Genomic DNA, 1,163 nt, shown 5'->3' with positions numbered 1-1,163 from the left:
CTCGTCAAGGCGGTTGACGAGAAAGTTAAGAAGCTGGTCCTCGTGAATCACACCGTCTGCTTGCTTGGTTTTAGACACACCTTCAGCAAGCAGACGTTCTAACTAAGCGGCTTTGTGAAGTACTGAGTATCATTCTCTCTCATCGCCGCGCGATACTGTTCTGTATATTGCTCCTTTTCCTCAGGTGTAACCCCCGGAGCATCCTCGATCATTTCATCGCTAAGCAAAATTTCTCGGTTTATATCGTCGTCTTCTATACTCCGTTTGAATAATTCTGCCATCTCCTCATCGACCTTCTCCTCCGGTTTTATCGTCCAATCACCTCCAACATTTACTAATCCCTTCCCGATAACGGTAGACCTCATATCTAAACTGAGTAATAGAGGATGCCGAGAACAGATGAAGTTGATAGCCTCATAGTCCAAAACAGATTCAAGATACCGCAGAGTGTAATTTTGAGACAGTTCTGCCATGATCTCATAGACTTCTTCGGTAAATTCTCTATCTGGATGAGAACCTGTCTCAATTAGGTTCTCGATAGATATTGGATAGATAAAACCGCCGTCCTCAACCGATTTCTTGGTCAATTCAAGAAAGGCATCAGAATCTACATTACTATCTTCTTCAACGAAGTTACCCCATACTTTCTGGTCGAAGTAAACAGCCGTTTTATCAGATAAATCACTGCTCTCACCCTCTTTTGATAGAGCATCATTTGCCATCTCCTGCGTGATTTGGGGGCCGCTCATACACTATTTCTACCCAGAGGTCACATATTATTGAATGTTCACAGGGGATTCCGAATAATATTCACTCCCAAACACATTACCGGTTGAAACAAGGGTAGATCAACGCATCGAGGGGGCGAGAACCGACCAGCAGATCGACTCTGATTCTCATCTCTCCCCTGCGGTGAGAACGGTATCCCACACGCGCCGCTTCTTCAGCTCACTTGACATGCGTAGCAGATAATCCTCCTCGTCAACAATCTCCTGCTCTCCTTCCCCATGTTCAGTCACGACGCCCTCGTAGAACGTCATCCGTTGTAGTTTAGCGGCGCGTCGAGGCGGTGTTTGTGCGGATAGTTGAGCAAGACGGTGTTGAGTCAAATCGCTGATGAAGCGTGATCGGAGAACTGAACAGAGGCTCTTCCGTCTCGGATG

General features: G+C 46.4%; 2 protein-coding genes. Both read right to left on the bottom strand.

Annotated features, from left to right (window positions below; translation table 11 throughout):
- Window positions 1–98: 98 nt before the first annotated feature.
- Window positions 99–749, bottom strand: coding sequence for a hypothetical protein (locus EXE46_RS16120; RefSeq protein WP_137689353.1), 651 nt, complete (start codon window positions 747–749; stop codon window positions 99–101).
- A 147-nt stretch (window positions 750–896) separates the two neighbouring features.
- Window positions 897–1,040, bottom strand: coding sequence for a hypothetical protein (locus EXE46_RS16910; RefSeq protein WP_158413966.1), 144 nt, complete (start codon window positions 1,038–1,040; stop codon window positions 897–899).
- Between the last annotated feature and the right edge of the window lie 123 nt (window positions 1,041–1,163).

The organism is Halorubrum sp. GN11_10-6_MGM, assembly GCF_005435165.1.
In the GTDB taxonomy this organism is placed as follows: Archaea; Halobacteriota; Halobacteria; order Halobacteriales; family Haloferacaceae; genus Halorubrum.
Note: the sequence above shows the minus strand (reverse complement) of the source record. Positions and strands in the feature narration are given on the sequence as shown.